At 63.5% G+C, this 23669-nt stretch carries 21 protein-coding genes and 1 tRNA gene; 12 read left to right on the top strand and 10 right to left on the bottom strand.

Annotated features, from left to right (window positions below; all coding sequences use genetic code 11):
* Positions 1 to 54: 54 nt before the first annotated feature.
* A complete protein-coding gene (locus tag FXB41_RS32360; RefSeq protein WP_007592326.1) occupies positions 55 to 1368 on the bottom strand; it encodes an ABC transporter substrate-binding protein in 1314 nt (437 codons plus the stop codon).
* Positions 1369 to 1432: 64 nt separating this feature from the next.
* On the bottom strand, positions 1433 to 2494 hold the full coding sequence (locus FXB41_RS32355) for an ABC transporter ATP-binding protein (protein ID WP_007592328.1): 1062 nt from the start codon (positions 2492 to 2494) through the stop codon (positions 1433 to 1435).
* 202 nt (positions 2495 to 2696) lie between these two features.
* Between FXB41_RS32355 and gntR the strand changes: the two genes are divergently transcribed.
* From gntR to FXB41_RS32315, 8 genes are all read left to right on the top strand, one after another.
* On the top strand, positions 2697 to 3797 hold the full coding sequence (gene gntR / locus FXB41_RS32350; RefSeq protein WP_007592329.1) for an HTH-type transcriptional regulator GntR: 1101 nt from the start codon (positions 2697 to 2699) through the stop codon (positions 3795 to 3797).
* A 122-nt stretch (positions 3798 to 3919) separates the two neighbouring features.
* The gene (locus FXB41_RS32345) at positions 3920 to 5749 is read left to right on the top strand and encodes an IlvD/Edd family dehydratase (RefSeq protein WP_219684649.1); all 1830 of its coding nucleotides are present in this window, start codon (positions 3920 to 3922) and stop codon (positions 5747 to 5749) included.
* Positions 5750 to 5865: 116 nt separating this feature from the next.
* Entirely contained in the window at positions 5866 to 6597 is a 732-nt protein-coding gene (locus FXB41_RS32340; RefSeq protein ID WP_219684648.1) for an SDR family oxidoreductase, read from the top strand.
* A gap of 120 nt (positions 6598 to 6717) precedes the next feature.
* On the top strand, positions 6718 to 7464 hold the full coding sequence (locus tag FXB41_RS32335; RefSeq protein ID WP_219684647.1) for an SDR family NAD(P)-dependent oxidoreductase: 747 nt from the start codon (positions 6718 to 6720) through the stop codon (positions 7462 to 7464).
* Positions 7465 to 7511: 47 nt separating this feature from the next.
* Complete coding sequence (locus FXB41_RS32330) at positions 7512 to 8645, top strand: serine hydrolase domain-containing protein (protein ID WP_311985931.1); 1134 nt, start codon at positions 7512 to 7514, stop codon at positions 8643 to 8645.
* Entirely contained in the window at positions 8642 to 9034 is a 393-nt protein-coding gene (locus FXB41_RS32325; RefSeq protein ID WP_219684645.1) for a GFA family protein, read from the top strand. The genes FXB41_RS32330 and FXB41_RS32325 overlap by 4 nt, the downstream gene beginning before the upstream one ends.
* A gap of 161 nt (positions 9035 to 9195) precedes the next feature.
* A complete protein-coding gene (locus FXB41_RS32320) occupies positions 9196 to 9876 on the top strand; it encodes a site-2 protease family protein (RefSeq protein WP_219684644.1) in 681 nt (226 codons plus the stop codon).
* Between the two features lie 65 nt (positions 9877 to 9941).
* Positions 9942 to 10364 (top strand): hypothetical protein, encoded by a 423-nt coding sequence (locus tag FXB41_RS32315; RefSeq protein WP_219684657.1) that lies wholly within the window; start codon positions 9942 to 9944, stop codon positions 10362 to 10364.
* On the opposite strand, the gene FXB41_RS32310 is transcribed toward FXB41_RS32315, so the two are convergent.
* The 6 genes from FXB41_RS32310 to FXB41_RS32285 all read right to left on the bottom strand — a co-directional run bounded on the left by FXB41_RS32310 (position 10352) and on the right by FXB41_RS32285 (position 16108).
* A complete protein-coding gene (locus FXB41_RS32310) occupies positions 10352 to 11167 on the bottom strand; it encodes an energy transducer TonB (RefSeq protein WP_219684643.1) in 816 nt (271 codons plus the stop codon). The genes FXB41_RS32315 and FXB41_RS32310 overlap by 13 nt on opposite strands.
* A gap of 9 nt (positions 11168 to 11176) precedes the next feature.
* Positions 11177 to 11632, bottom strand: coding sequence for a TonB system transport protein ExbD (gene exbD, locus FXB41_RS32305; protein ID WP_018459254.1), 456 nt, complete (start codon positions 11630 to 11632; stop codon positions 11177 to 11179).
* A 3-nt stretch (positions 11633 to 11635) separates the two neighbouring features.
* Positions 11636 to 12556 (bottom strand): tonB-system energizer ExbB, encoded by a 921-nt coding sequence (gene exbB, locus FXB41_RS32300; RefSeq protein ID WP_219684642.1) that lies wholly within the window; start codon positions 12554 to 12556, stop codon positions 11636 to 11638.
* Positions 12553 to 13242 carry a Fe2+-dependent dioxygenase gene (locus FXB41_RS32295; RefSeq protein WP_219684641.1) on the bottom strand — a complete coding sequence of 230 codons (690 nt, stop codon included), beginning with the start codon at positions 13240 to 13242 and terminating at the stop codon, positions 12553 to 12555. Before FXB41_RS32295 ends, exbB begins: the two co-directional genes overlap by 4 nt.
* A 2-nt stretch (positions 13243 to 13244) precedes the next feature.
* Positions 13245 to 15641 (bottom strand): TonB-dependent receptor, encoded by a 2397-nt coding sequence (locus FXB41_RS32290; protein WP_219684640.1) that lies wholly within the window; start codon positions 15639 to 15641, stop codon positions 13245 to 13247.
* A gap of 227 nt (positions 15642 to 15868) precedes the next feature.
* The gene (locus tag FXB41_RS32285) at positions 15869 to 16108 is read right to left on the bottom strand and encodes a hypothetical protein (protein WP_007592354.1); all 240 of its coding nucleotides are present in this window, start codon (positions 16106 to 16108) and stop codon (positions 15869 to 15871) included.
* A gap of 364 nt (positions 16109 to 16472) precedes the next feature.
* Here FXB41_RS32285 and FXB41_RS32280 point away from each other — a divergent pair, with 364 nt between their 5' ends.
* The 3 genes from FXB41_RS32280 (at position 16473) to FXB41_RS32270 (ending at position 21430) form a co-directional block, all read left to right on the top strand.
* A complete protein-coding gene (locus FXB41_RS32280) occupies positions 16473 to 17645 on the top strand; it encodes an efflux RND transporter periplasmic adaptor subunit (protein WP_007592356.1) in 1173 nt (390 codons plus the stop codon).
* Complete coding sequence (locus FXB41_RS32275; RefSeq protein ID WP_219684639.1) at positions 17642 to 20788, top strand: multidrug efflux RND transporter permease subunit; 3147 nt, start codon at positions 17642 to 17644, stop codon at positions 20786 to 20788. The genes FXB41_RS32280 and FXB41_RS32275 overlap by 4 nt, the downstream gene beginning before the upstream one ends.
* Positions 20789 to 20857: 69 nt before the next feature.
* Positions 20858 to 21430, top strand: coding sequence for an invasion associated locus B family protein (locus FXB41_RS32270; protein WP_219684638.1), 573 nt, complete (start codon positions 20858 to 20860; stop codon positions 21428 to 21430).
* Between the two features lie 316 nt (positions 21431 to 21746).
* On the opposite strand, the gene FXB41_RS32260 is transcribed toward FXB41_RS32270, so the two are convergent.
* Positions 21747 to 22109 (bottom strand): DUF1428 domain-containing protein, encoded by a 363-nt coding sequence (locus tag FXB41_RS32260; protein ID WP_007592362.1) that lies wholly within the window; start codon positions 22107 to 22109, stop codon positions 21747 to 21749.
* Between the two features lie 298 nt (positions 22110 to 22407).
* Between FXB41_RS32260 and FXB41_RS32255 the strand changes: the two genes are divergently transcribed.
* A tRNA-Gln gene (locus FXB41_RS32255) sits at positions 22408 to 22481 on the top strand.
* Between the two features lie 58 nt (positions 22482 to 22539).
* Here the strand turns inward: FXB41_RS32255 and rnz are convergent.
* On the bottom strand, positions 22540 to 23442 hold the full coding sequence (gene rnz, locus FXB41_RS32250; RefSeq protein WP_219684637.1) for a ribonuclease Z: 903 nt from the start codon (positions 23440 to 23442) through the stop codon (positions 22540 to 22542).
* Positions 23443 to 23669: the final 227 nt, after the last annotated feature.

The raw sequence follows: 23669 nt of genomic DNA, 5'->3' as shown, positions 1-23669 counted from the left end.
TCGACGAAAAGTCGCGGCGTCCGGCGAACCGGACGCCGTGCAGATTGGAGCTGATCAGACCTGGTAGTAGCGCTTGGCGCGCTCGGCTGCGCGTGCGGCTGCCGCCTTCGGCGTCACGGAGCCCGACGCCGCCTCGGCGAACATGTCGACGACGACGAAGTCGCCCATCACGGCGGCGGAGGCATAGCCGAGATCGCCGGCATAGCCGTTGTCGCGGCAGCGCTTCAGGCAGTCGCGATACGGCGTGATCTTGGGATCGGAGGTCCACACCGGGTTGTCGTTGTAGGCCGGAAGCGGCGGCGACACGTAGCCGTTGGAGGAGACCTCCCAGGCGTCGTAGTTCGGCTTGTCCATCATGAACTTGATGTATTCCTTGACCGCCTTCGGATACTTCGAGTGCTTGTAGCCGTAATAGACGAGTACGTTCTGCTGCTCGGTCGACACGCCCACGGGCCCGATCGGCATCGGCGCGTGGTTCATGTCCTTGGCGATCTCCTGCTGCTTCGGATCGGTCGAGTTCTTTCCGACGGTCCAGATCGAGATGCCGTTCAGCGTCAGGCTAAGCTCGCCGTTGAGGAACGCCTTGTTGTTGTTCGAGTCATTCCACGACAGCACGCCGGGGATGAAGGTCTCGTAGAGCTGCTTGACGTATTCGAGCGCGGCGATCGTCTCCGGCGAGTCGATCACGACCTCGTTCTTCTCGTTGACGACCTTGCCGCCGAAGGCCCACAGCGCCCACTGGCACCAACCGTTGGCGTCACCCGTGGCGTGGCCGAGCGCGAAGCCGGCCGGCGTGTTGTTCTTCTTCAGCGCCTGGCAGAGCTTGAGGAAGCCGGCAGTGTCCTTGGGAAATTCATCGAAGCCGGCGGCCTTCACGTGACTGACGCGGTAGTTGAGGCAGCCGCCGGTCGCGCCCTGGGGAATGGCGATCCAGCTGTTGCCCTTCTTGCCGTAGCGTTCGGCGACCGGGTACCAGCCGCCATACTGCGCGCCGAGATAGTCGGCGACGTCAGTCATGTCGATCAGCTTTTCCGGGAACTTGTGGGGATCATCGAGCGTGCCGATGATCAGGTCGGGACCGGCGCCGACATTGGCGGCGACCGCGGCTTTCGGGCGGATGTCCTCCCAGCTCTCGGCCTCGAGCTTGACCTTGACGCCGGTCTTCTCGGAAAACGCCTTGGTCTGCTCGGCGAATTTGTCGAACTCGGCCTGAATGAACTGCTTCCAGCGCAGCACGCGGATGGAGGCGTTCGCCTCGGGCGTGTTGGTCCACTCCGCCGCGCGCACCGGGACGATGCCCGGGCCGGCCAGCAGCGCCGCGCCGCCCAGACCGACTTTAAGCACACTTCGCCTGTCGAAATCGCTCATCGTTCTCTCCCTAAATTTTATATTTGTATTGGGTCGTCTTGTATTGGGCAGTTCTTCGGCGTCGCTACACGCGTTTGCCCGTCGCCTCGTCGAACAGATGAATTACGGAAGGATCGGGCTTCAGCTTGACCTTGTCACCCGGGTTGAACTGGTGACGTTCGCGGAAGACCGCGACGACCTGCTCACCACCGAGCTTCGCAAACACCTGCGTTTCCGAGCCGGTCGGCTCGACCACGACGATCTCGGCATCGGCGCCGTCGTCAGCGATGGTGAAATGCTCTGGGCGCACGCCGTAAACGACAGGACGCCCGTCGGACGCCGCCGGCGCGTTCCTGAGCGGCAGCTTCACGCCATTCGGCCCCTCGAAGGTCGCAACGCCGTTGACGCGCACATGCCCCTTCAGGAAGTTCATGGACGGCGAGCCGATAAAGCCGGCGACGAACTGGTTCTCGGGCTTGTCGTAGAGCTCGAGCGGCGTACCCATCTGCTCGACGATGCCGTCATGCATGACGACGATCTTGTCGGCCATGGTCATGGCCTCGATCTGATCGTGGGTGACGTAGACCGTCGTGGTCTTCAGCCGCTGGTGCAGCTCCTTGATCTCGGTGCGCATCGCGACGCGCAGCTTGGCGTCGAGGTTCGACAAGGGCTCGTCGAACAGGAAGACCTGCGGGTCGCGCACGATGGCGCGGCCCATGGCGACGCGCTGGCGCTGGCCGCCGGAGAGCTGGCGCGGATAGCGTTCGAGCAGCGGCGACAGTGCCAGGATCTCGGCGGCGCGCTTGACGCGCTTGTTGATCTCTTCGGTGCTTTCGCCCCGCAGCTTCATCGAGAAGCCCATGTTCTCGCCGACCGTCATGTGCGGATAGAGCGCGTAGTTCTGGAACACCATCGCAATGTCCCGCTCCTTGGGCTGGACATTGTTGACGACGCGGTCGCCGATCGAGATCGTGCCAGAGGTGATGTTCTCGAGACCGGCAAGCATGCGCAGAAGCGTCGACTTGCCGCAGCCGGAGGGACCAACCAGGACAACGAACTGGCCGTCCTCGATCGGAATCGAAACGCCGTGCAGGACTTCAAAATTGCCGAACGATTTCCGCACGTCGCGGATTTGCACAGACGACATCTAGCTCCCTCCTCGAAAGTCCACGACGCATCTCGCGCCGCGACCGTCTTGTTTTTTCAGACTTCACCGAACGAAGCCCAACCTTAGCGGGCGACATTGTCGGCAGTTTGTGCGGTTTTGGCAATTTGTCTTTGGTTAGTCCGTGCTGGTAGCGCTGTCAACGTTCCTTTGTTTGCGACAGTGAGTGTGTTAAGAGCAGCAAATGGGTCGAAACCGCACCAAGTCAGGCAAAATCCGGCTGGCGGAAGTCGCCGAGCTCGCCGGCGTAAGCCCGATCACAGCGTCCCGCTTCTTCCGCAATCCCGAGGCGCTGTCGCTCGCCAAACGGACACGGGTCGAGAGCGCGGCCAGGGAGCTCGGCTATGTGCCGAACCTGGCGGCGCGCGCGTTGGCTTCGCAGCGCACCGAGGTGATCGGTGTCTTGATTCCGTCACTGACCAATAATGTGTTCTCCGACGTGCTGCGCGGCATCTACGACGCCTCCGAAAACAGCCGTTACTCGATCCAGTTGTCCAACACACGCTACAGTATTCTCCAGGAGGAGAAGCTGCTGCGCCTGTTTCTCGCGCAGAAGCCGGCCGGGCTGATCGTCACCGGCATCGACCAGACCACGGAATCGCGCGCGATGCTCGATGCCGCCGACTGCCCGATCGTGCAAATCATGGAGATCGGGCCCCATCCGGTCGACATGATGATCGGCTTTTCGCACTATGACGCAGCCCGTGCGGCGGTTGCACATCTGTTCGCGCAAGGTCACCGCAAGATCGGCTTCGTCGGCGCGCGGATGGATCCGCGGGTACAGCGGCGGCTCGACGGATACGTCTCGGCCATGAAGGACGCAGGACTATTCGAGCAACGCCTCGTCGTCACGACGGCGACTCCGACCTCGGTGACGCTCGGAGGCGCCCTGTTCACCGATCTCCTGGCGCGGGAGCCAGGCATGGATGCGGTGTTCTGCGCCAATGACGACCTCGCGCTGGGTGTGCTGTTCGAATGCAGGCGCCGCGAGATCGCCATCCCCGAACAGATCGCGATCGTCGGCTTCAACGATCTGGAATTCATGGCCTCCGCGGTCCCGACTCTGACGAGCGTGCGCACCAACCGCTACGAGATGGGCAACACGGCCGCCAGCATGCTGATCGACGCGATCGACGGACGGCGCCCGGAACATCCGGTGCTCGATCTCGGCTTCAAGGTGATCGAGCGGCAAAGCTCGTCGGCCCGGCGGTCGGACAACCGGCCAGCCGCTTCAGGCACAGGCGCTGCGAACAAAATGGTAGCGTTACCAAGCGGCCATGACTAGTATCGGATTTGTGAGGAAACGACCCGCCAGCGGGCAGGCAAATCGTCGCTCGCGCCGTTGGGCATCGCACAAGCCGATACCATAAAACGGACGCCAGTGCGTTTGCATTGCAGGAGAAACCAATGACAAAAAGACCAACCAATGGGCATGCCCCCGCCGGCAACGGCGCTCGCCGCCACCTCCGCTCGCAGGAATGGTTCAACAATCCGCATAATCCGGGCATGACCGCGCTCTATATGGAGCGCTATCTGAACTATGGTCTCACCCGCACCGAGCTCCAGTCCGGCAAACCGATCATCGGCATCGCGCAGACCGGCAACGACCTCTCCCCTTGCAACCGCCACCATATCGAGCTTGCCCACCGCGTCCGCGAAGGCATCCGCGAGGCCGGCGGCATTGCGATGGAATTCCCGACCCATCCGATCCAGGAGACCGGCAAGCGCCCGACCGCGGCGCTCGACCGCAACCTCGCTTATCTCGGCCTCGTCGAAATCCTCTACGGCTATCCGCTTGACGGCGTGGTGCTAACCACCGGCTGCGACAAGACTACGCCAGCCTGCATGATGGCGGCGGCGACCGTCAACCTGCCTGCGATCGTGCTGTCGGGCGGGCCGATGCTGAACGGCTGGCACAATGGCGAACGCACCGGCTCTGGCACCATCGTCTGGAAATCGCGCGAGCGGCTCGCCGCCGGCGAGATCGACTATGAAGAATTCATGGAGATCGTGGCGTCATCGGCGCCCTCGGTCGGCCATTGCAACACCATGGGCACCGCCTCCACCATGAACGGGCTCGCCGAAGCGCTCGGCTTCTCGCTTCCGGGCTGTGCGGCGATCCCCGCCCCCTATCGCGAGCGCGGCCAGATCGCCTACGAGACGGGAAAACGCATCGTCGACATGGTCTGGGAAGACCTCAAGCCTTCGGACATCCTGACCCGCAAGGCGTTCGAGAACTGTATCGTGATCAATTCGGCGATCGGCGGCTCGACCAACGCACCGATCCACATCAACGCGCTGGCGCGCCACATCGGCGTTGAGCTCTCCATCGACGATTGGCAGAAGGTCGGTCACGACGTGCCGCTGCTGGTCAACATGCAGCCGGCCGGCTTCTATCTCGGCGAGGAATTCCACCGCGCCGGCGGCGTGCCGGCCGTGGTGCGCGAGTTGATGAAGCACAAGCGCATCCACGAGGACGCGGTCACGGTCAACGGACGCGGCATCGGCGAGAATTGCGCCAATGCACCAAAGCCCGACAACGACGTGATCTGGGCTTACGACAAGCCGCTGGTGAAGGACGCCGGCTTCCTGGTGCTGAAGGGCAATCTGTTCGATTCCGCGATCATGAAGACCAGCGTGATCTCCAAGGAATTCCGCGATCGCTACCTCAGCAATCCGACCGATCTCAATGCCTTCGAGGGCCGCGCCGTCGTGTTCGAGGGGCCTGAGGACTATCACGAGCGGATCGACGATCCCTCGCTCGAGATCGACGCGCGCTGCGTGCTGTTCATCCGCGGCACCGGCCCGATCGGCTATCCCGGCGGCGCCGAGGTCGTGAACATGCAGCCGCCTGCGGCGCTGATCAAGCGCGGCATCATGTCCCTGCCCTGCATCGGCGACGGCCGGCAGTCAGGCACCTCGGGCTCACCTTCGATTCTCAATGCTTCGCCGGAAGCCGCCGCCAATGGCGGGCTCGCGATCCTCAGGAACGGCGACAAGGTGCGCGTCGATCTGAACAAGGGCAGCGCCAACATTCTCATCTCGGACGACGAGGTGAAGAAGCGCCACGCCGAGCTCAAGGCCAATGGCGGCTTCAAGCATCCGCCGAACCAGACGCCGTGGCAGGAGCTTTATCGCAACACCGTCGGCCAGCACGCGACCGGCGCCTGCATGGAGCTCGCCACGCGCTACCAGAACGTCGCCGGCAGCTTTGGTGTGGCGCGGGATAATCACTGAATTAGGAACACTTAGCCCGGGTGAGCGAAGCGACACCCGGGACATCGGCTCCCGGATATCGCGCTCGCGCGCTCATCCGGGCTACGGCACTGAGCACATCGAGGAGAAAGAAGAAAATGGCAGACCGCCTCAAGGGAAAGCGCGCCGTCGTCACGGCTGCAGCGGCAGGCATCGGACGCGCATGCGCCGTCGCCTTCGCGCGTGAAGGCGCAACCGTCATCGCCACCGACATCAACGAGAGCGGCATCGCGGGCCTGACCAAGGAAGGCATCGCCGAGGTCGCCAAGCTCGACGTGCGCAGCACCGCCGACGTCAACGCCTTCGCCAAGCGCGTCGGCAAGGTCGACATCCTGCTCAACGCAGCGGGCTTCGTGCACCACGGCACCATCCTGGAGTGTTCGGAAGAGGATTTTGATTTCTCGTTCGACCTCAACGTCAAGTCGATGCACCGGACCATCAGAGCCTTCCTGCCGGACATGCTCGCGGGCGGCGGCGGCAGTATCGTCAACATCTCCTCCTGCGCTGCGCTGCGGCCGCCGGCCAACCGCTACGTCTACAGCGCCTCGAAGGCCGCGGTGTCGCTGCTGACGCGCGCGGTCGCACTCGACTTCATCACCAAGGGCATCCGCTGCAACAGCATCTGCCCGGGCACCGTCGAGACGCCTTCGATGCTCGACCGCGCCGCAGCGCAGGGGCCGCAGGGCAAGGAGATGTTCGTCTCCCGCCAGAAGATGGGCCGGCTCGGCACCGCCGACGAGATCGCGTCGATGGCGGTCTATCTCGGCAGTGACGAAAGCGCCTTCACCACCGGCGTCGACCTCGTCGTCGACGGCGGCTACATGCTCTGATCACTCCTCATCCCGAGGAGGCGCGTCAGCGGCGTCTCGAGGGATAGGCCACGGGCTCTATGGTTCGAGACGCGCGCAAGTGCGCGCTCCTCACCATGGGGATAGATAAGGGGATTTGGCATGAACAAGATCGATCTCAACGGCCGTGTCGCCATCGTCACCGGCGGCGCGCAGGGCTTCGGCCGCGCCATCGTTCAGCGCTTCGTCGCCTCCGGCGCCAAGGTCGCGATCTGGGATTTCGACGCCGCGCTGGCCGAGAAGACGTCAAAGGAAATTGGCGGCGAAACAAAAGTCTTCAAGGTCGACGTCACCGATACCGCGGCCGTCGAGCAGGCTCGCGACGCGACGCTTGCCGCCTTCGGCAAGATCGACATCCTCGTCAACAATGCCGGCATTGCCGGGGTCAATAAGCCGGTCTGGGAGACCGACCTCGAGGAATGGCGCAAAGTTCTGCGCATCAACCTCGACGGCCCCTTCATCTGCTGCAAGGCGATCGTGCCCGCGATGCTCAAGCAGAAATACGGGCGCATCGTCAACATCGCCTCGATCGCCGGCAAGGAAGGCAACCCGAACGCCTCGCACTATTCGGCCTCCAAGGCCGGCCTGATCGCGCTGACCAAGTCGCTCGGCAAGGAATTGGCCGCACATGACATCCTCGTCAATGCGGTCACGCCCGCGGCTGCGAAGACCGCGATCTTCGACCAGATGACGCAGCAGCATATCGACTTCATGCTGTCGAAGATTCCGAAAGCGCGCTTTGTGCTGGTGGAAGAGCTAGCCGCGATGGTGAGCTGGCTCGCATCCGAAGATTGTGCCTTCTCCACCGGCGCGGTGTTTGATATCTCCGGCGGACGGGCGACGTACTGAGTCATTGGCCGCCCGCGGGGCGGACCATGCTAGGACGTCGGGATTGCGTGAAGCTCGCAGCGAGCGCAGGCGCGCTGCCGCTGCTGTCATCGACCACGCTCGCGCAACTCACGCCCAACCCGGCGAGCATCCGCCCGCCGTCGCCGGCCGAGCGCGACGCCATGGCACGGCTCGCGCACGGCTTCATGGACAGATATGGCGTGTCGGCGCTGTCCTTTGCGATCGGCTATGCCGGCACTGTTATCCACGAGGACGCCTTCGGTGTTGCCGATATCGAGCGGAACGAGGCCCTGACGCCGCGGCATCTGTTCCGGATTGCCAGCGTCAGCAAGATGATCACGTCGGTCACGATCTTCCGCCTGATCGAGGCGGGCCGCCTCAAGCTGACGGACCGGGTGTTCGGCCCCGGCGCGCTGCTCGGCACCGAATACGGGCCGCCACCCTACTCTGCCGGTATCGACCAGATCACGCTCGAGCATCTCCTGACGCACACCGCCGGCGGCTGGAGCAACGACAACCGCGATCCCATGTTCACGCATACCCGGATGGATCATGCCGGGCTGATCACCTGGACGCTCGCCAACCGGCCGCTGGACCTCTTGCCGGGCCAACGCTACGCCTACTCGAATTTCGGCTATTGCGTGCTGGGGCGCGTCATCGAGAAGCTCACTGGCCAATCCTATGCCGAGCATGTCCGCAGCGAGGTGCTCGCACGCTGCGGCGTCACCGACATGACCATCGCGCGCGACACGCGCGAGCAGCGCCAGGACGGCGAAGTCGTCTATTACGGCCAGGGCGAAAATCCCTACGGCATGAACGTCCCGCGGATGGATTCCCACGGCGGCTGGATCGCGACGCCGGCGGACCTGGTTCAGTTTCTGATGCATGTCGACGGCTACACGAAGCCCGTGAACATCCTACGGCTGCGCACCATAGAGATCATGACCACCGCACCCGCTGACAGCCCCAACTACGCCAAAGGCTTCTGCGTCAACAAGTCAGACAATTGGTGGCACAATGGCAGCCTGCCGGGCACCAGCACGATTGCGGTACGGACCCATGGCGGCTTCTGCTGGGCCGCCTTCACCAACACCAGACGCAGGAGTTCCGACATGGATGGCGAACTCGACAAGCTAAACTGGAGCATGGCGCGTCAGGTCGCCGAGTGGCGGGTCGCATGATCCGGGAAGGCGGATGCCTGTGCGGCGCGGTGCGATTCAAGGCCGAGGGCGAGCCGCTCAACGTCCGCATCTGCCATTGCCGCCTCTGCCAGAAGGCGATGGGCTCGCCCTATTTCGCCCGTGCGCAATTCGACCAGCGCGCGTTGACCGTCGAGGGCGACACCCAGCGCTATGCGTCGTCCGAGCACATCGACCGCGTGTTCTGCAAGCGCTGCGGCACGCGCCTGTTCGCCTGGCGGCGCAACGGCACGCTGGCTGGCGTCGCACTGGCGACCTTCGACGATCGCAACGCGTTTGTGCCGACCGAGCACATCTGGGTCAGCGAAAAGATGGGCTGGGTGACGATCGAGGACGGCATGATCCGATATGAGGGGACGATCCCGACGTAGTTCATCCGGCGCCAAGGCTCGACGTCATGGCCGCCGGTCTCGCCGATTATTTGCGGCGTGGCATTTCGGAACCGGCCACCCTATGTTGAGGTGAAGCGTTGCTGCACCACCGGTTGGCTGGGTCGGCTGCAAGACCGCAGGCAAATCGGGACGGACGAGCCGTGAACATTTCTTTGTATGACCTCTCGGTGTGGGTGCTGCCGCTGGTGCTCGCCATCACCTTCCACGAGGCTGCGCACGCCTTCGTCGCATATCGTCTCGGTGACGACACGGCATGGCAGCTCGGCCGTGTCAGCTTCAACCCTATCAGGCACATCGACCCGTTCGGCACGCTGATATTGCCGGCGATGCTGCTGTTCGCGCATTCGCCGTTCCTGTTTGGCTATGCCAAGCCTGTGCCGGTGAATTTCCGCAAGCTCAACGACCCCAGGCTCGGCATGGTGTGGGTGGCGCTGGCCGGGCCCGCCACCAACATCCTGCTGGCGCTGGCCGCAGCTCTTGCCCTGCACGCCCTTCCCTGGGCTCCAGCCAACTCGGCGCAATGGATCTTCGACAATCTCAAGAACGCACTGCTGATCAACGCGGTGCTGGCGGTGTTCAACATGATGCCGATCCCGCCGCTCGACGGCGGACGCGTCGCGGTCGGGCTGCTGCCCCGGCCGCTCGCCCTGCCCCTGGCGCGGCTCGAGCCGTTCGGGATGCTGATCCTGATCGGTCTGCTGATCCTGCTACCGCTGGCGGGCTCCCAGTTCGGTCTAAATCTTGATGTTATTTCAGCAATACTGCGAACGTTGACCGGTTATGTGATTCAGGGTGTTCTCATTCTGACCGGCAATGCGTAGTTGAACAGCGACACACCCGAACACAAGCCGAAGGGCTCGAGGCCGACTTGGTCAAAGCTGCCGATATGCTGATCGCGCGACGCGCCGATACCCGCGCCCGCGCGGATTTCGCCACCTGGAAGATGATGGCCAAGCTCAACGGGTCGTCCGCGCTGCCTCCTGGGGCGCAGGAGTTCCTGGTGAGCTACAAGAACCTGCAGGCGCAGATGAACGAGGGTGAGGCGACCGAGGCCACCATCGGCGCCATCTACAAGGCCTACTATGCCGAGATGGGCGGCGCGGGAACCCCGCCTGACGTCCGCCCCCGTCCGGCCGAACCGGCGGCGGACAATGTTACCGCTTTCCGTCGCCCAGACCCGAAACCGAAGAAGGCCAGTTTCTTCGGGGCAGCGACCGCGGGCGCAAGCCAGAAACGGCCGCTCCCGGTGGCGCTGATCTTCGCCTGCCTGGTCGTGGTCTATGTCGGGATCAGGTTCTACTGGCGCTGAGCCGTCTTCTTCTTTTTCTTTGCGTCCGGCGGGGTGAAGATGATGTCGACGGTGCGCTCGAACCGGTCGTCGGTCAGGCTGGCAGGCGGCTGCGGGATGGGATCGGACTTGCGGACAATCGAGATCGCAGCCGCATCGTAAGCTGCATCCCCGGACGACTCGACAACGTCGACTGAAAGCACGTTACCCCGTCGGTTGATCGCGAAGCTGACCTTGACCTTCTGATTGTTGGGCTCCTTGCCCTCCGGGTTGACCTTGTGGGCCGTGAGATGCGCGCTGATCTTGCGATTCCAGTCTGCCGTGAGCTTCAGAATATCCTTACCGATGCCGAGCACAGGCGCCAGCGCCTTCTCGGCCTCGCGCGCGTCCTCGTCGAGCGTCTGCCGCGCCGTCGCAACGGACTTCGGCGAAGCTTCCGCAGCGGGCGTTTCGACCGCCGCAATCTTCGGATCCTCGTCCTGCGGCTTCTTCGAGATGTTCTCGGTGACGACCCGATCGGGATCGTCGACCTGTTGCGACTGATCCTTTGGAAGCTCGGTTTCCTTGGTCTCGGCCTTTTGCTCGGGAAGCGCCTGCTGCTCCTGCATCGCCTCACTATCCGGTCCCGGCGGAAGGTCGGTGTCAGGCGCCTTCGGCGAGGCCATCTCGACAGCGAACTCCGCGCCGGCCGCGCCGAGGCCATCGTCGCCGTCGTCGGCCCGCAGGTGCGCCAGCGCGAGCGCGGCACCACCGAGATGCAGCGCGAGCGCCGCCAGCGCTGCGAAAATCCAAAGCGTCCGGGCTGGTCTGGACTCATCCGACATCGCGGGCCTCTAAGGCTGAGCGGCGCCTGCCGCAGGCGCTCCCGGAGCGCCTTCCAGCGCAACCAGCTTCACCCGCGAATAGCCGCCGGAGCGCAACAGCTCCATGACGCCCATCAACTCGCCATACGGCACCGAGCGATCGGCGCGCAGGAAGACGTACTTGTCCTTGCTCATGTCGGACAGACCATCGAGCGTGCCGATCAACTCGGCGCGGTGGACCGGGTTCTCTCCGATGGCAAGCGTCAAATCGGGCTTGATGCTGAGATAGGTCGGCTTGTCCGGCTTCTTCTGCGGCGTCGCGCTCGACGTCGGCAGATCGATCGGCAGGTCGACGGTCGAGAGCGGCGCTGCGACCATGAAGATGATCAGCAGCACCAGGATGACGTCGATGAACGGCGTGACGTTGATTTCATGCGTTTCGCCGAAATCGTCGTCGTCATCATTGTCTGCGAGCGAAACGCCCATGGTTCACTCCGCCGCGCGCGAATGCACGCTGCCGTGGCTGCGGTCGAGATCGCGCGAGAGCAACCGCCCCGCAGCGCCCGAGGCACGGCTGACGAGTTCGAGATAGCTCTTCGTCACGCGCGAGAAGTAATTGTAGATGATGACGGCGGGAATGGCGGCGACCAGACCGATGGCGGTGGCGAGCAGCGCCTCGGCGATACCGGGCGCGACGACGGCGAGGTTCGTGGTCTGCGACTTCGAGATGCCGATGAAGCTGTTCATGATGCCCCACACCGTGCCGAACAGACCGACGAAGGGCGAGGTCGAGCCGATGGTGGCGAGCACGCCCATACCGACGCGGATGCGCCGCGCCTCCGCCCGCATGATCTCGGAGAAGCTCGAAGCCGCCCGCTCCTTGATGCCGGTGTCGCTGGAGAGGCCGGCCGACATCCGCGCCTCCCGCAGCGCCGCCGCCAGGAAGGACGGCAGGATGCCCGCCTTGGCGCCGAGCGCCATCTGCGCTTCCGCGAGCGAGCGCGCCTCTGCGATCTTCTTCAGCGCCGAACGAAGCTTGGTCGCGGCGATCGACAATTCGATCGACTTCGCGATCAGCACCGTCCAGGTCATCAGCGATGCAAAGGCCAGCCCGATCATCACCGCCTTCACGATGATGTCCGCCGACATGAACATCACCCAGGGCGACAATTCCTTCATGGCGGGCGCGATGCCGGCTGCCAAATCGGACTTTGCAGCCGCGGGCACGGCAGCTTGGGGCGCCGCAGGTGCAGCAACAACCGGGGCCGGGCTGACCGCTGACGGCTGAGCCGTCGATTGAACCGGTGCCGCGGGCGCGGCTTGCGTCTGGGCAGAAACAGGGGATGCAAGCCAGGCGGCCGCCAGCACCAGAGCTGCGGCAAGGCTTGCTTGGAAGGACATGATCTTCATACTTCGGCCCAGTAGCGAATGAGGTTGTGATAGATACCCGTCAATTTGACCGTTTCGGGATCGTCACGCCCGAGCCGTTCCACCAGCGCCTGTATCGCGGTGTCGAGGTCAAAGATCATGCTCCGGGCTTGATCGTCCCGTATCATGCTCTGAAGCCAGAAGAAAGATGCAACCCGCGTTCCCCTGGTCACCGGGGTCACGAGATGGAGGCTGGTCGAGGGATAGAGCACGCAGTCCCCGGCTTGCAACTTGACTTCGTGCGAACCGTAGCTGTCCTCGATCACAAGTTCGCCACCGTCGTACTCCTCCGGCTCGGCCAGGAACAGCGTCACCGAGAGGTCTGTGCGGATGCGAAGGCCGGTCAGGCGGTCGCCTCGGATGGCATTATCGACATGCAGGCCAAAATGGTGGCCGCTGCTGGCCGCATAGCGGTTGAACAGCGGTGGGAAGATCTGGAGCGGGATCGCCGCCGCGATGAAGCGCGGATTCGACGTCAGCGCCGAGATGATGCGGTTGCCGAGTTTTCGCGCGATCTCGCTATCGGGCGGCAGTTGCTCGTTGCGCTTGACCATGGCCGATTGCGAGCCGGCGGTGGAACGGCCGTCCTCCCATTCGCTGGCATCCATGATGCGGCGGAAATCCGCCACATCATCTTTGCTCAGGACGCCAGGAAGGCAGGTCAACATGATCAGAACTTCGCCGTCGTGATGAGGTAGAACGCCCGCCCCGGCGCGACCGCGACGAAGGGAACCGCGCTGCGATAGAGCGTGTCGTAGTAGAGCTTGTTGGTGAGATTCTGGGCGTAGAACTTCATCGTCCAGTTCTTGTCGATCTTCTTCTCGACGAACGCGTCGAAGCGCCAGTAGCTCGGCAGCTCGTTGCCGGTGTTGGCGGCGAACGTGCCGCCATACACCTTCGAACGGTACACCGCCTGACCGCCCAGCTCCCAGCCGTCGTCGAACTTGTACTTGGTCAGCATGCTGAACGATTGATGAGCCACGTTGGCAAGCTGCAGGCCGAGATTTGAGGCGACACCGCTCTGCGTGACCTTCGATTGCATCAACACCAGGCCGCCGAAGATGCTCCAGCGATCGGTGATCTTGCCTTCGGCCTCGATATCGATGCCCTGGATCCTGTAGGCAGCGCCCGAAGTCAGCAGGCCGCTGACGGTTTCGCGCGCATTGTCCTTCGTGGTCTGGAACAGCGCGGCGCTGACCAGCAAATGGCGATCAGCTAGCTCCCATTTGGTGCCGAGCTCGGCTGCCTTATTGCGCTCCGGCCCGAGCAAGATAGCCGTGTTGGCAGGAATGCCGCCGTAATCGGTGGCGGTCGCATCAAGCTCCGATCCGAACGGATTGGCGGAGGTCGCATAGGCCGCATAGAGGCTGCCGATCGACATCGGCTTGTAGACCAGGCCGACGTTGTAATTGACGAGATCGGCGTTCTGCTTGAGATGGTCCGCGTTGGTCGACGAACTCTGGCTGTAGCCATCGTAGCGCACGCCACCATTGACGATGATCGTGTCCTGCCAGTTCGCGGTGTCCATGACGTAGACGCTGCTGGTGTTGACGCCATAGCGCGTCGGATTTCCAACCAGCGACGGCGTGTTGCTGAAGGGAATGTAGGTGTACTGCGGCGAGTAAAGGTTCACCCCCGTGACCGCCCCGCTGCTGGTCGAGCCGCCGCCGAACAGTTCCGACGAGAGGCCGGTGTAACGGTCGATCGAGATATTCTCGTTCGAATATTCGACGCCGAACACCGCCGTGTGCTTGACCCCGCCCGTGTCGAGCTTGAAGGTGGCCTCGTTCTGGTTGGCCCACACGTCCACGTTCTGGTAGCGGCTCTGCGCGCTCGCCGTCGTCGTCCAGAGCAGCGGATTGGGGCTCGTCGTAACCGGGTTCTGCGGCAGCGTGCCGATATAATTCAGCAGCGAGTGCTCGCCGCGCACCTTGCTGCTCAGCGTGATGGCCTCGTTGACCTTGTACTCGATCGTGCCGGTGCCGAAATCTTGCCGCGCGGTCTGGAAGTCGCGGTTGAGGAAGCCGTACCAGTTGCCACGCGGAATGCCCGCCGACGTCACTGGGACGTTGCCCTGCTTGTAGTAGGGCACGCCGAAATCAGGATAGCCGCTGAGGTCGGTGTGGACGTAGTTCGTCGTGATCTTGATGTCGTTGGTCGGGGTATACCTGGTCGAGATGAACGAACCCCAGCGATTGTCGGTGACGTAATCGCGGCCGGCGACGTTGGCGTCCTGGAACAGGCCGCCGGCGCGCACCGAGAACGTGGGATCGATGACCTGGTTGACGTCGAGCGTGACCCGCTTGGTCCGGTCGGTGCCGAACTCGGTGTCCATTCGCTTGAAATTGACGTCGCCAGCCTGCTTGGTAACGATGTTGATGGCACCGCCGGCGGTGCCGCGGCCGGCGTAGGACGAGGCCGGCCCACGCAGAATCTCAATCTGCTCGGTGAAGAAGTTCTCGCGGATCGAGACCGCGGGATCGCGGATACCGTCGATGAAGACGTCGTTGCGCGCATCGAAGCCGCGGATGAAGAAGCGATCCCCGAACGCGTTGCCGCCTTCCCCAGATCCCAGCGTCACGCCGGCGGTCGAGCGCCCGATCTCCTTCAGCGTCGTGGCGTTCTTGTCCTCGAGCACTTCCTTGCTGAGCACGGTGATGGTCTTCGGCGTGTTCAGCATCGGCTCCGGAAACTTGCCGGAGGCCTGGACGTGGTCAACCTTGTAGGGCGCCGCCGGATCGGAATACGGATTACGGTCGACTTCGCCGGACGGCGTGGTGGGAGCGGTCTGCTGCGCCGCCTGCTGACGCTGCGCGGCGCGGCGAAGCGCATTGCGCGCGCGGACCTGGTCCGCCGTCGGCTTCGAAGCCACCGGGCGCGGACGCGCGACCGGCGCATCGACCGTTACCGGCGGCAGGTTCGACTGCTGCGCCTCGGCACCGCTCGACACCGATGCTGCTGCGATCAGGCCGGCGACTGCGGAGACCTTCTTGCCGGAAACGCTCGTCAACTTCTCATCGAATGCTGCGACCGAACGCAACGACTTCGGTGCGACCACCTGCCCCATTACCAACACGCCCCATATTCCTGTTCGCCCATTCACTTCGACGAGCGATTGGAGTGTTGGTATCGACCGCAAAATAGCGGGTCAATGCGAGTAAGCCGCGAGAACCCTTGAATAAGTCCAGATCAAAGCGATTCTAAACTGCAGTTTGAAATCGTTCTAAAGCACGATTGGATTCGTTCTAAAGAGCGCACGAAAATGCCGCGAGATCGGCGGTCGCGCGCGCATCGTCAATCGCTACTTGGCGGCTTCATCAGCGAGAACAATTCGTCGACGGTCTTCTGCGCCACGGCGCGCACGCGATCGCTGTTGTCCATGCCGGCAATGTTGACGCCGCCGACGACGGCTCTGATCTCGTCGCGGAAGTCGGTGAGAAAGCGCAAGGGATCACGCTGCTCGTTGGCGACGCGTGCGATCAGTCCCGTGATCAGGATTTGACACGCGATCAGCTTGCCGTTCAGTTCGTCCATGCTGCGCTCCCGTTGTGGCGCGCCGATATGACTGATGCCGGTTTGCCTGACAACCGAAACGGCCTCCGCGCGACTTAGAACCGTTCTTGCGAGCCGCCCCGCGCAGCGCATCCCTATCCCGCGCACACCGCTTCCGAGCATTGCACAAGATTTACTCGCGGATCGTTCGTCGCGGGGGAATGCAGCACTGCACACCGTAGTGACACGGAGCTGCCTAAGCAGTGCAAAGCTTTCCAATTGTTTAGGATTCTCAGCCGATAGTGCTGTTTACACTGGAACTTGGCGTGTATTATACAAGCGCGCTGGAACCCTATGATTGCCCCAAAATTCGTAACTCAGGGCATACCAGCCGACACGAGACGAAATGAAAAAGTCCCGGCCGATCCTCTGGATTCTGATCGTCGCGGCCGTGGCCTCCGCGGGTTACTATGGTTGGCAGAAATTCGGCTCGCCCGACGCCGGAAAAACCCAGACCGCACAGAAGGGGCCGCAGCGCCCGCCCGCCGTCCCCGTGAGCGTTTCGCCGGTCCAGAAGGTGGACTTTCCGGTTTACCTGACCGGTCTCGGCACGGTTGCGGGCTTCAACACCGTCCAAGTCCGGACCAGGGTGGACGGCCAAATCGACAAGATCGCCTTCACCGAAGGCCAGATCGTCAAGGAGGGCGAGCTCCTCGCCTCGATCGATCCCCGCCCCTATCAGGCCACGCTCGACCAGGCCAAGGCCAAGAAGGCCCAGGACGAGGCAAATCTGGCCAACGCCAATCTCGAGCTCCAGCGCGCCATGAAACTCGGCGAATTCGCCACCGCACAGCGGGTCGACACCCAGCGCTCCACGGTCGCCCAGCTCACCGCGCAGATCGCCGCCGACGAAGCTTCGATCTCCAACGCGCAGACGCAGCTCGACTACACCCAGGTCAAGGCGCCGATCACCGGCGTCGCGGGCCTGCGTCAGGTCGACGTCGGCAACATCGTCAATTCCTCGACGCAGACCGGCATCGTCACGATCTCGCAGGTCGAGCCGATCTCGGTGATCTTCACCGCGCCGGAAGATCAGTTGCCCTATATCAGCGAGGGCCAGAAAACTGGCGCGCTCAGGGTGATCGCCTTCACCACCGACGGCAAGAAGACGCTGGCCGAGGGCAAGCTCGCGGTCATCAACAACCAGGTCGACACGAGCAGCGGCACGATCCGGCTCAAGGCGGTGTTCGAGAACAAGGACCACGCGCTTTGGCCCGGTCAATCGGTGTCGACGCGCCTGCTGGTGCGCACCCTGAAGGATGCGACCGTTGTCCCGGATGACGCGGTCCAGCACTCCACCAACGGCCTCTACGCTTATACTGTCAATCAGGACAACAAGGCTGAGGTGCACAAGATCAAGGTCAGCTACGCCATCGACGGACGTTCGGTCGTCGACGAAGGGCTCACGCCCGGACAGCAGGTGATCACCGGCGGCCAATTCAAAGTCCAGCCCGGAAGCCTCGTCTCCACGGCCGTGGCGAGTACGGATCCGGCCCAGAACAAGGTTCGACGGGAATGAACGCGGGCGGGATTTCGGCACCTTTCATCCGTTATCCCATCGGCACCTCGCTGCTGATGGCCGGCATTCTCTTCGTCGGTCTCGTCGCCTATCCCCTGCTGCCCGTCGCGCCCCTGCCGCAGGTGGACTTCCCGACCATCCAGATCACCGCCAATCTGCCGGGCGGCAGCCCAGAGACCATGGCCTCGTCGGTGGCCCAGCCGCTCGAACGGCAATTCGCCCAGATTCCCGGCATCGCCCAGATGACCTCGACGAGCTATCTGGGCACCGCGTCGATCACCATCCAGTTCGACCTCAACCGCAGCATCGACGGCGCCGCCAACGACGTGCAGGGCGCCATCAACGCCGCGAGCGGTCAGCTGCCGAAGAACCTGCCCTCGCCGCCGACCTACCGCAAGGTTAACCCGGCCGACGCGCCGATCCTGCTGTTGTCGGCAACCTCCGAGACAATGCCGCTGACCAGCGTCAGCGACGCGGTCGATGCCCAGCTCGCCCAGCAGATCAGCCAGCTTTCCGGCGTGGCGCAGGTCTTCATCGGCGGCCAGCAGAAGCCGTCTATCCGCATCCAGATCGACCCGGCGAAACTCGTCGCCAAGGGCCTGTCGATGGAGGACGTGCGCAGCCAGATCGCGATCACCACGGTCGACAGTCCGAAGGGCAACATCGACGGCGACAAACGCGCCTACACGATCTACGCCAACGACCAGCTGACCCAGTCCAAGGACTGGAACGACGTCATCATCGCCTATCGCAACGGCGGTCCGTTGCGGATCCGCGACATCGGCCAGGCGGTCAGCGGCCCCGAGGACGCCAAGCAGGCGGCCTGGGCCAACGGCAAACGCGGCGTGTTCCTGGTGGTGTTCAAGCAGCCCGGCGCCAACGTCATCGAGACCGTCGACCGGATCAAGGCGACATTGCCTCGCCTCGTCGCAGCGATCCCGCCCGCGATCAAGATCGAGGTCATCAGCGACCGCACCACGACAATCCGCGCCGCGGTCGAAGACGTCCAGTTCACGCTGCTGCTGACCATTGCGCTGGTGGTCATGGTCATCTTCACCTTCCTGCGCAGCTTCTGGGCGACCGTCATTCCCACCATCACGGTGCCGCTGGCGCTGCTGGGCGCCTGCGCGCTGATGTGGGTGTTCGGCTATTCGCTCGACAATCTGTCGCTGATGGCGCTCACCATCGCGGTCGGATTCGTCGTCGACGACGCCATCGTGATGCTGGAGAACATCACGCGCTACATCGAGGAAGGCGAATCGCCGATGGCGGCGGCCTTCAAGGGCTCGAAGGAAATCGGCTTCACCATCGTGTCGATCAGCATCTCGCTGGTCGCGGTGCTGATTCCGCTGCTGCTGATGGGCGGGATCATCGGGCGCCTGTTCCGCGAATTCGCCGTCGTGCTGGCGATGACGATCTTCGTCTCGATGTTCGTGTCGTTGACCCTGACCCCGATGATGGCCTCACGCTTCCTACGCGCCCATGGCGAGGTCACCCACGGCAAATTCTACCAGTGGAGCGAGCGCGGCTTCGATGCGATGTTGCGCGGCTACGAATGGGTGCTCGACCATGCCCTGGCCTGGCGCCGCACCACGCTCACGATCTTCTTCGCGACTCTTGCCCTGTCGGTCTATCTGTTCGTCCTGATCCCGAAAGGGTTCTTCCCGCAACAGGACGTCGGCCTGATCACCGCGACCTCGGAAGCCTCCCAGGACATCTCGTTCGCGGAGATGCAGCGCCGCCAGGTCGAGCTCGGCAAGATCGTGATGGACGATCCCGACATCGCATCCATCGCGATGAACATCGGCGGCAGCGGCCGCGCCGGCAACAACGGCAACATGTTCATCACGCTGAAGCCGCGCAACGAACGCGAAGCCTCCGCGCAGCAGATCATCGCCCGGCTGCGTCCCAAGCTCGAGAAGGTGTCCGGCGCCCGCCTTTACATGCAGGCGGCTCAGGACGTTCGGCTCGGCGGCCGCCCGACGCGTACGCAGTTCGAGTTCACTCTACAGGACGCCGATCTCACTGAGCTCAACGACTGGGCGCCGAAGATCCTCGCCAAGATGCAGACCTTGCCGCAACTGCGCGACGTCGCGACAGACCAGCAAACCCAGGGCACCACGGTTCAGCTCAAGATCAATCGTGATACCGCAGCGCGTTATGGAATCCAGCCGCAGCTGATCGACGACACGCTGTACGACGCCTTCGGACAGCGTCAGGTCACGCAGTATTTTACCCAGCTCAACACCTACAAGGTGATCCTCGAGATCCTGCCGGAGATGCAGGGCAGCCTCGAGAGCCTGAACAAGCTCTACCTGAAATCTCCGCTGACCGGCGACCAGGTGCCGCTGTCGACATTTGCGACCTGGAGCACCGATCCGGTCCGCCCGCTCTCGATCAGCCACCAGGGCCAGTTCCCGGCGATCACGATCAGCTTCAACCTCGCCCAGGGCGTCGCGCTCGGCCAGGCCACGGAGGCCGTGCAGAAGGCGATGGCCGACCTCGGCGCGCCGCCGACGCTCAATTCGAGCTTCCAGGGCACGGCACAGGCGTTCCAGCAGTCGCTGGGCACCGTGCCGCTCCTCATCCTCGCCGCGCTGGTCGTGGTCTATCTGATCCTCGGCATCCTCTACGAGAGCTACATCCATCCGATCACGATTCTGTCGACCCTGCCCTCGGCCGGCGTCGGCGCGCTCGCGATCCTGATGGCGGCCGGTTTCGAGTTCAGCCTCATTGCTCTGATCGGAGTCATTCTGCTGATCGGCATCGTGAAGAAGAACGGCATCATGATGGTGGACTTCGCCATCGCTGCGGAGCGCGACGAGCACAAGACACCGGCGGAATCGATCCGGCAGGCGGCGCTGTTGCGCTTCCGTCCGATCATGATGACGACGATGGCTGCCCTGCTCGGCGGCGTGCCGCTGATGCTCGGCCACGGTACCGGCGCCGAGATTCGCCAGCCGCTCGGCTACGCCATGGTCGGCGGTCTGATCGTCAGCCAGGCGCTGACGCTGTTCACCACCCCGGTCGTCTATCTCTATCTCGACGAGCTCAACAACTGGTTCTCGGGCTGGGGCCGTAAGGGTGACGGCGAAGGCGACGAGACGGTCGAGCACGGCACCGTTAAGGAAGCTGCCGAGTAGTAGCAGCTTGCACCGCGCGCCTCACGACGTTACAGCGAGGCCCTCGCTTCACGTCAACGCGGTTTTGCCATGCCCATGCAATCCAGACTTGTCGCCCTTATCGCCGCTGTCCTGTTGTCGGCGGGTGCCGCGCATGCCCAGCAAGGCGCCAAGAAGAACGCGGCTCCCTCTGCCCCGGCGGTACAGCCCGCACCGGCTCCGGCGCAACCGCAGGCTGACGGCGCTCCGGCGCAGCAGCCCGGCTGGGTCGTGCGCTGCACCAGCGTCAGCCGCGACGCACCGCTCGAATGCGCGATGGAGCAGAACGCGGTCCTGACCAAGACCGGCCAGACCATCGTCCTGATCAACATCCGCATCGCGCCCGACACCCGCACACCGGTGGCGCTGCTGCAATTGCCGCTCGGCCTCAACCTTCCCATCGGCGCCAAGCTCCAGGTCGACGACGGCAAGACGATCGATCTCCAGATCCAGACCTGCGAGAACCGCGGCTGCTACGCCTCGACGCCGATCGCACCGGACCTGCTTGCGACCTTGCGGTCTGGCAAACAGCTCAAGGTCTCCTTCCAGAACATGGCCAAGGAAACGATCGCGATCCCGATGCCGCTCGGCGATTTCGCGGCGGCCTACGACAAGATCAAGTAGCTCTTTCGCGCGTTCACTGCCGCGCCATCTGCGCGTTGCCGACGGCGTCGCCGTCGAGCTTCTGGTCGTCGTGCATGGTGACGGTGACGCGCGAGAGCCGTCCTTCGAATTCGAACGGCGTCACGCAATGCGACACCGGGCTGCCTCGGTCGCGGCCGACGGCATCTTGCGCTCCGAGCGGACGATCTGATGACTGCCGCCGATGTTGAGGTCGTGCACGAGATGGCCGGCCTTGACGTAAAGGCTATATCGGCAAGTGACGGCTTGCCACGAGGCTGCATTGACAAGCAGCGACGTGTGGGCCTGGTCAGCGCCCTCACCACACGGGGTCGCTCGCCCTCAGCAGCGTCGTGAAGCCGCCATAGATCATGCGTTTGCCGTCGAACGGCATGCCGTCCAACTTCAGCCGCGGGTCCGCCATCACCTTCTTGTTGACGGCGTCGCGAGTCTCCCGGTCGCGATAGACGATCCAGGAAAACACCACGATCTCGTTCTCCTTCGCCATCACGGCACGCGGAAACGAGGTGAGCTCGCCATAGGGCACGTCGTCGCCGATGCATTCGACGTAATCGAGCGCACCGTGCTCCATCCAGATCGCGCAGGCCGTTTTCGCCAGCGCCTTGTAAGCCTCGATCTTGTCCTTCGGCACGGCCAGCACGAAACCATCGACATAGGGCATCACGGATCTCCTTGGTGTGTGTGTCCGAAGGACGATGCGGCGCCTGACGATCCGACCAGGAAGCGTGATTTTCGGATGAGGCAAACGGTCGCGCGCCGCCGGGGCGCGCCGCCGGAGTCCGCGATCCCACGGCCCGCACGCCCCAAGTGGACCGCAAAACACCCTGCCTCGCAGCGCTTGCCAGCCCACAGCCGAGCGGGTAGAAACCCTCCACGCCTGAGCCGTGATTTGCGCGATAAGCGCCATCGGCCGCAGCCGGACAAATCAACAAGTCATTGAATTTGTTCGTCTATTCCGTTGGGGAATGGTGTAACGGTAGCACAACAGACTCTGACTCTGTTTGTCTAGGTTCGAATCCTAGTTCCCCAGCCACTCCAGATAGGCAGCTCACAATCAGATCGTCAGAGGTTGCGCTCTATTTGAGCGGCCGCTAAATCACGATGCGATCGAAGTCGGCGGCGATCCGCGTGTTCGGAAAAATCATGGTCGCTTCGGCCAAAATCTCTTCGTCCCGATAACGCCCCGACATGTGATTCAGCACGAGTTGCCCGACATTGTTCGCAGCGGCAAATGAAGCCGCCTCGCGTGCGGTGAGATGGCCATAATCCCGTGCGGTCGCGGCGTCTCGATCGAGGAAGGTCGCCTCGATCACCAGCAGATCGGCGTTGGCGACATGTTCGGACAGCCCGTCGGTAGTTTCGGTGTCGCCGATGACCACGAGCTTCCTGCCGCCGCTCGGCGGCCCCAGAACGTCTTCCGAATCGATCGTACGGCCGGCGATCACGACTGGTCGTCCCGCGGCCAGTTCTCCACGTAGCGGCCCATCGGGAACACCGAGTTCGGCGAGGCGCTCCCGCTCAAGATGGCGACGTGCGGGACTCTGGAAGCAAAAACCAAAGCTGTCGGTGTCGCGGTGGCGAACCGGAAAGCAGTCGATGGTGAAGTCGCCGGCGTCGATAACCTGTCCTTCGGCTAGCGGTGCGAACTCCACGGGGATCGGCGCCCTGCCCGCGCCCCACAGGCCGGCAAGCATGCGGGTGACGATGTCGAGCGTGCCCTGCCCTCCATGGACGGTCATCACGTCCGATTGCTGGCGCAACCCCAGCGTCGAGAAGAGACCGGGGATGCCGAGCACGTGATCGAGATGGGCATGCGTCAGCAGGATGCGGTCAAGCCGTCGAAAGCCCGCGCCGCTGCGCAGCAACTGGCGCTGCGTACCCTCGCCGCAATCGATGAGGACGCGCTTGCCCGCCGCCCCCACCAGGAGAGCCGGATGGTTGCGCTCCGCCGACGGAACGCTGGCGGAGGTCCCAAGGAATGTCAGGGCGAACATGCTCGTCAGTATCCAGGCTTCACCGCCCCCAATGCCACGTGAGTAGCAGCGCGTACAGAGCCCATCGATCGCGCATAGAGCGGGGCAAGAAGTGCGTATCCCGCGATCTGATGGCCGGGCGCCGCCTTCGGCCCCCGACCGGCGGACAGATCTGGTTCCCGTTGCGCGGCCTCCTCATCCCATCTGCCAAATTGCATGCTCGATACTCGGATCGATTTGCAGCCGAG

It is taken from the genome of Bradyrhizobium canariense, from assembly GCF_019402665.1.
Classification (GTDB): domain Bacteria; phylum Pseudomonadota; class Alphaproteobacteria; order Rhizobiales; family Xanthobacteraceae; genus Bradyrhizobium; species Bradyrhizobium canariense.
Note: the sequence above shows the minus strand (reverse complement) of the source record. Positions and strands in the feature narration are given on the sequence as shown.

Bases quoted from the DNA above. Each gene is read 5' to 3' on its own strand.
- FXB41_RS32360 (WP_007592326.1), bottom strand. From the start codon at position 1,368: ATGAGCGATTTCGACAGGCGAAGTGTGCTTAAAGTCGGTCTGGGCGGC.
- FXB41_RS32355 (WP_007592328.1), bottom strand. From the start codon at position 2,494: ATGTCGTCTGTGCAAATCCGCGACGTGCGGAAATCGTTCGGCAATTTT.
- gntR (WP_007592329.1), top strand. From the start codon at position 2,697: ATGGGTCGAAACCGCACCAAGTCAGGCAAAATCCGGCTGGCGGAAGTC.
- FXB41_RS32345 (WP_219684649.1), top strand. From the start codon at position 3,920: ATGACAAAAAGACCAACCAATGGGCATGCCCCCGCCGGCAACGGCGCT.
- FXB41_RS32340 (WP_219684648.1), top strand. From the start codon at position 5,866: ATGGCAGACCGCCTCAAGGGAAAGCGCGCCGTCGTCACGGCTGCAGCG.
- FXB41_RS32335 (WP_219684647.1), top strand. From the start codon at position 6,718: ATGAACAAGATCGATCTCAACGGCCGTGTCGCCATCGTCACCGGCGGC.
- FXB41_RS32325 (WP_219684645.1), top strand. From the start codon at position 8,642: ATGATCCGGGAAGGCGGATGCCTGTGCGGCGCGGTGCGATTCAAGGCC.
- FXB41_RS32315 (WP_219684657.1), top strand. From the start codon at position 9,942: ATGCTGATCGCGCGACGCGCCGATACCCGCGCCCGCGCGGATTTCGCC.
- FXB41_RS32310 (WP_219684643.1), bottom strand. From the start codon at position 11,167: ATGTCGGATGAGTCCAGACCAGCCCGGACGCTTTGGATTTTCGCAGCG.
- exbD (WP_018459254.1), bottom strand. From the start codon at position 11,632: ATGGGCGTTTCGCTCGCAGACAATGATGACGACGACGATTTCGGCGAA.
- exbB (WP_219684642.1), bottom strand. From the start codon at position 12,556: ATGAAGATCATGTCCTTCCAAGCAAGCCTTGCCGCAGCTCTGGTGCTG.
- FXB41_RS32295 (WP_219684641.1), bottom strand. From the start codon at position 13,242: ATGTTGACCTGCCTTCCTGGCGTCCTGAGCAAAGATGATGTGGCGGAT.
- FXB41_RS32290 (WP_219684640.1), bottom strand. From the start codon at position 15,641: ATGGGGCAGGTGGTCGCACCGAAGTCGTTGCGTTCGGTCGCAGCATTC.
- FXB41_RS32285 (WP_007592354.1), bottom strand. From the start codon at position 16,108: ATGGACGAACTGAACGGCAAGCTGATCGCGTGTCAAATCCTGATCACG.
- FXB41_RS32280 (WP_007592356.1), top strand. From the start codon at position 16,473: ATGAAAAAGTCCCGGCCGATCCTCTGGATTCTGATCGTCGCGGCCGTG.
- FXB41_RS32275 (WP_219684639.1), top strand. From the start codon at position 17,642: ATGAACGCGGGCGGGATTTCGGCACCTTTCATCCGTTATCCCATCGGC.
- FXB41_RS32270 (WP_219684638.1), top strand. From the start codon at position 20,858: ATGCCCATGCAATCCAGACTTGTCGCCCTTATCGCCGCTGTCCTGTTG.
- FXB41_RS32260 (WP_007592362.1), bottom strand. From the start codon at position 22,109: ATGCCCTATGTCGATGGTTTCGTGCTGGCCGTGCCGAAGGACAAGATC.
- rnz (WP_219684637.1), bottom strand. From the start codon at position 23,442: ATGTTCGCCCTGACATTCCTTGGGACCTCCGCCAGCGTTCCGTCGGCG.